Source organism: Microbacterium sp. NPDC079176 (genome assembly GCF_040686675.1).
Taxonomy (GTDB): Bacteria; Actinomycetota; Actinomycetes; order Actinomycetales; family Microbacteriaceae; genus Microbacterium.
In genome coordinates this window covers 1-5,530 of record NZ_JBFBLM010000009.1, presented here as the reverse complement: position 1 = coordinate 5,530, position 5,530 = coordinate 1, and the positions used below count along the sequence as shown (strand labels likewise).

Annotated in this window: 3 rRNA genes; all 3 read right to left on the bottom strand. The window is 54.4% G+C overall.

Going from position 1 to position 5,530, the window contains the following annotated elements:
* Positions 1-5 precede the first annotated feature (5 nt).
* Positions 6-123, bottom strand: a 5S ribosomal RNA gene (gene rrf, locus AB0P11_RS17530).
* A 109-nt stretch (positions 124-232) separates the two neighbouring features.
* A 23S ribosomal RNA gene (locus AB0P11_RS17525) occupies positions 233-3,337 on the bottom strand.
* Positions 3,338-3,749: 412 nt separating this feature from the next.
* Positions 3,750-5,274, bottom strand: a 16S ribosomal RNA gene (locus AB0P11_RS17520).
* Together the 16S, 23S and 5S rRNA genes form the textbook arrangement of a ribosomal RNA operon.
* Positions 5,275-5,530 lie beyond the last annotated feature (256 nt).

Sequence of the window (5,530 nt, the reverse complement as noted above, 5' to 3'; positions counted from 1 at the left end):
AAGAAGTCCGGCGGTGTCCTACTCTCCCACAGGGTCCCCCCTGCAGTACCATCGGCGCTGTGAGGCTTAGCTTCCGGGTTCGGAATGTAAACCGGGCGTTTCCCTCACGCTATGGCCGCCGAAACACTATTGATGTTTCAATCAAACCTATAGACAAATCATTGTTGTCTGTAGGGTTCTCGACCGTACATCGAGAACCACTCAGTGGACGCGTAGCACCAACAAACGGTGTGTTATCAAGTCATCGGCTTATTAGTACCAGTCAGCTGCATGCATTACTGCACTTCCACATCTGGCCTATCAACCCAGTAGTCTGGCTGGGAGCCTCTCACCCGAAGGTATGGAAATCTCATCTTGAGGCCGGCTTCCCGCTTAGATGCTTTCAGCGGTTATCCATCCCGAACGTAGCTAATCAGCGGTGCTCCTGGCGGAACAACTGACACACCAGAGGTTCGTCCAACCCGGTCCTCTCGTACTAGGGTCAGATCCTCTCAAATTTCCTACGCGCGCAGCGGATAGGGACCGAACTGTCTCACGACGTTCTAAACCCAGCTCGCGTACCGCTTTAATGGGCGAACAGCCCAACCCTTGGGACCTACTCCAGCCCCAGGATGCGACGAGCCGACATCGAGGTGCCAAACCATGCCGTCGATATGGACTCTTGGGCAAGATCAGCCTGTTATCCCCGAGGTACCTTTTATCCGTTGAGCGACAGCGCTTCCACAAGCCACTGCCGGATCACTAGTCCCGACTTTCGTCCCTGCTCGACCTGTCAGTCTCACAGTCAAGCTCCCTTGTGCACTTACACTCGACACCTGATTGCCAACCAGGTTGAGGGAACCTTTGGGCGCCTCCGTTACTTTTTGGGAGGCAACCGCCCCAGTTAAACTACCCACCAGGCACTGTCCCTGAACCGGATTACGGTTCGAAGTTAGATATCCAGAGTGACCAGAGTGGTATTTCAACAATGACTCCACATGAACTGGCGTCCATGCTTCACAGTCTCCCACCTATCCTACACAAGCCACACCGAACACCAATACCAAGCTGTAGTAAAGGTCACGGGGTCTTTCCGTCCTGCTGCGCGTAACGAGCATCTTTACTCGTAATGCAATTTCGCCGAGTTCGCGGTTGAGACAGTTGGGAAGTCGTTACGCCATTCGTGCAGGTCGGAACTTACCCGACAAGGAATTTCGCTACCTTAGGATGGTTATAGTTACCACCGCCGTTTACTGGGGCTTAAATTCTCAGCTTCGCCTTGCGGCTAACCGGTCCTCTTAACCTTCCAGCACCGGGCAGGCGTCAGTCCGTATACATCGTCTTGCGACTTGGCACGGACCTGTGTTTTTAGTAAACAGTCGCTACCCACTAGTCTCTGCGGCCTCCAAACGCTTTCGGAGCAAGTCCTAATACGTCGAAGGCCCCCCTTCTCCCGAAGTTACGGGGGCATTTTGCCGAGTTCCTTAACCACGATTCTCTCGATCTCCTTGGTATTCTCTACCTGACCACCTGAGTCGGTTTGGGGTACGGGCGGCTAGAACCTCGCGTCGATGCTTTTCTTGGCAGCATAGGATCATCCACTTTTTATCCGCATCGTGTCTCAGCCTATGTGAGAGACGGATTTGCCTATCTCTCGGCCTACGCACTTGCACCAGGACAACCATCGCCTGGCTTGGACTACCTTCCTGCGTCACACCTGTTAATACGCTAACCGCACCAGAATGGGGTCGTGCGCTAGGCCCAACGCGTCACCCCGAAGGGATCAGTCACTGGGATTCAGACACTTAGCACTACTGGATTAGCTTGGGCGGTTCTTCGCCGGTACGGGAATATCAACCCGTTGTCCATCGACTACGCCTGTCGGCCTCGCCTTAGGTCCCGACTTACCCAGGGAAGATTAGCTTGACCCTGGAACCCTTGGTCTTTCGGAGGACGTGTTTCTCACACGTCTTTCGCTACTCATGCCTGCATTCTCACTCGTGTAGCCTCCACGGCTGGTTTACACCGCCGCTTCGCTGGCCACACGACGCTCTCCTACCCATCAACACGGCTGGACCACGAAGGCCTACCAATAATGTCAATGCCACAACTTCGGTGGCGTGCTTGAGCCCCGTTACATTGTCGGCGCGGAATCACTTGACCAGTGAGCTATTACGCACTCTTTCAAGGGTGGCTGCTTCTAAGCCAACCTCCTGGTTGTCAAGGCAACTCCACATCCTTTCCCACTTAGCACGCGCTTTGGGACCTTAGTTGGTGGTCTGGGTTGTTTCCCTCTCGACTATGAAGCTTATCCCCCACAGTCTCACTGCTGCGCTCTCACTTACCGGCATTCGGAGTTTGGCTGACGTCAGTAACCTTGTAGGGCCCATCGGCCATCCAGTAGCTCTACCTCCGGCAAGAAACACGCAACGCTGCACCTAAATGCATTTCGGAGAGAACCAGCTATCACGAAGTTTGATTGGCCTTTCACCCCTATCCACAGCTCATCCCCTCAGTTTTCAACCTAAGTGGGTTCGGTCCTCCACGACGTCTTACCGTCGCTTCAACCTGGCCATGGATAGATCACTTCGCTTCGGGTCTAGGACATGCGACTGAATCGCCCTATTCAGACTCGCTTTCGCTACGGCTACCCCTCAACGGGTTAACCTCGCCACATATCGCTAACTCGCAGGCTCATTCTTCAAAAGGCACGCTGTCACAGCTACTAAGGCTGCTCCAACGGTTTGTAAGCAAACGGTTTCAGGTACTATTTCACTCCCCTCCCGGGGTACTTTTCACCTTTCCCTCACGGTACTTGTCCGCTATCGGTCATCTGGGAGTATTTAGGCTTATCAGGTGGTCCTGACAGATTCACACGGGATTTCACGGGCCCCGTGCTACTTGGGATACTCTTCGCGCCACGGTTGGCATTTCGACTACGGGGTTGGCACCCTCTATGACCGGCCTTTCAAGACCGTTCGTCTATACCATCGTGTAACGCCGCCATCTCGGCAGAGATGACTGAAAAGTCCCACAACCCCCAACGTGCAACGCCTGCCGGCTATCACACACGCTAGGTTTAGCCTGTTCCGGTTTCGCTCGCCACTACTAACGGAATCGCGGTTGCTTTCTCTTCCTGTGGGTACTGAGATGTTTCACTTCCCCACGTTCCCTCTACCCGCCCTATATATTCAGGCGGGAGTCACTAGGTCGGCACGCCGCCCAGCGGGGTTTCCCCATTCGGACACCCTCGGATCAAAACTTGCTTATCAGTTCCCCGAGGCTTATCGCAGATTGCTACGTCCTTCTTCGGCTCCAGATGCCAAGGCATCCACCGTTTGCTCTTAAAGACTTGAAATCACATGAGTTTGAATCAGAATCGACACCAGACCCAAAGGCCTGGCATGAAATTGACTAATGATCTTTAAGATCATCTTGTGCAACCGACCGAAGCCGGCTGCAAGATGCTCGCGTCCACTGTGTAGTTCTCAAAGTACGGGCGGTACCCCTTCTCGCCACCCCCACAGGGGAAACAACAAGAGGCCCAGAGGTACAGAAACGATCCGAAGATCGCATCCGGTCCCTCAGGACCCAACAGCGTGCAGACACCCCGCTCACGAAGCCCCACTTTCCAACCAACCCGAAGGTCAGCGTACTCACGAGACTCAGCTGCGCTGATGTCATGTCAAATGTTCCACCCATGAGCTCCCAGCGAAGAACGAACGTCTTCGATCTGGGTTCTGGACTCCGAAGAGTCAGATGCTCCTTAGAAAGGAGGTGATCCAGCCGCACCTTCCGGTACGGCTACCTTGTTACGACTTAGTCCTAATTACCGATCCCACCTTCGACGGCTCCCTCCACAAGGGTTAGGCCACCGGCTTCAGGTGTTACCGACTTTCATGACTTGACGGGCGGTGTGTACAAGACCCGGGAACGTATTCACCGCAGCGTTGCTGATCTGCGATTACTAGCGACTCCGACTTCATGAGGTCGAGTTGCAGACCTCAATCCGAACTGGGACCGGCTTTTTGGGATTCGCTCCACCTCGCGGTATTGCAGCCCTTTGTACCGGCCATTGTAGCATGCGTGAAGCCCAAGACATAAGGGGCATGATGATTTGACGTCATCCCCACCTTCCTCCGAGTTGACCCCGGCAGTATCCCATGAGTTCCCACCATTACGTGCTGGCAACATAGAACGAGGGTTGCGCTCGTTGCGGGACTTAACCCAACATCTCACGACACGAGCTGACGACAACCATGCACCACCTGTTTACGAGTGTCCAAAGAGTTGACCATTTCTGGCCCGTTCTCGTATATGTCAAGCCTTGGTAAGGTTCTTCGCGTTGCATCGAATTAATCCGCATGCTCCGCCGCTTGTGCGGGTCCCCGTCAATTCCTTTGAGTTTTAGCCTTGCGGCCGTACTCCCCAGGCGGGGAACTTAATGCGTTAGCTGCGTCACGGAATCCGTGGAATGGACCCCACAACTAGTTCCCAACGTTTACGGGGTGGACTACCAGGGTATCTAAGCCTGTTTGCTCCCCACCCTTTCGCTCCTCAGCGTCAGTTACGGCCCAGAGATCTGCCTTCGCCATCGGTGTTCCTCCTGATATCTGCGCATTCCACCGCTACACCAGGAATTCCAATCTCCCCTACCGCACTCTAGTCTGCCCGTACCCACTGCAGGCCGGAGGTTGAGCCTCCGGATTTCACAGCAGACGCGACAAACCGCCTACGAGCTCTTTACGCCCAATAATTCCGGATAACGCTTGCGCCCTACGTATTACCGCGGCTGCTGGCACGTAGTTAGCCGGCGCTTTTTCTGCAGGTACCGTCACTTTCGCTTCTTCCCTGCTAAAAGAGGTTTACAACCCGAAGGCCGTCATCCCTCACGCGGCGTTGCTGCATCAGGCTTGCGCCCATTGTGCAATATTCCCCACTGCTGCCTCCCGTAGGAGTCTGGGCCGTGTCTCAGTCCCAGTGTGGCCGGTCACCCTCTCAGGCCGGCTACCCGTCGACGCCTTGGTGAGCCATTACCTCACCAACAAGCTGATAGGCCGCGAGCCCATCCCCAACCAATAAATCTTTCCAGTAACTGACCATGCGGTCGCTACTCGTATCCAGTATTAGACGCCGTTTCCAGCGCTTATCCCAGAGTCAGGGGCAGGTTGCTCACGTGTTACTCACCCGTTCGCCACTGATCCCACAGAGCAAGCTCCGTGTTCACCGTTCGACTTGCATGTGTTAAGCACGCCGCCAGCGTTCATCCTGAGCCAGGATCAAACTCTCCGTAAAAAAGAAATGCATACGACACCGGGAAAACGGTGACGCAGCGAGTTTGATGCTGACCAAAGAGACAAATCATTGCTGACTTTATCCGTTGCCAACCCCACAAGGAGGTTGGTCTTTGATCCAAAGGAATCTCATCCAGCCGAAGCTGAATCGAGGTTATTTGGCATTTGACAAGTGCACGCTGTTGAGTTCTCAAGGATCGGATGCTCCCACGACCCAGTCATCACAACCAGGCCCGAAGGGCAACTTCTCTATCTTA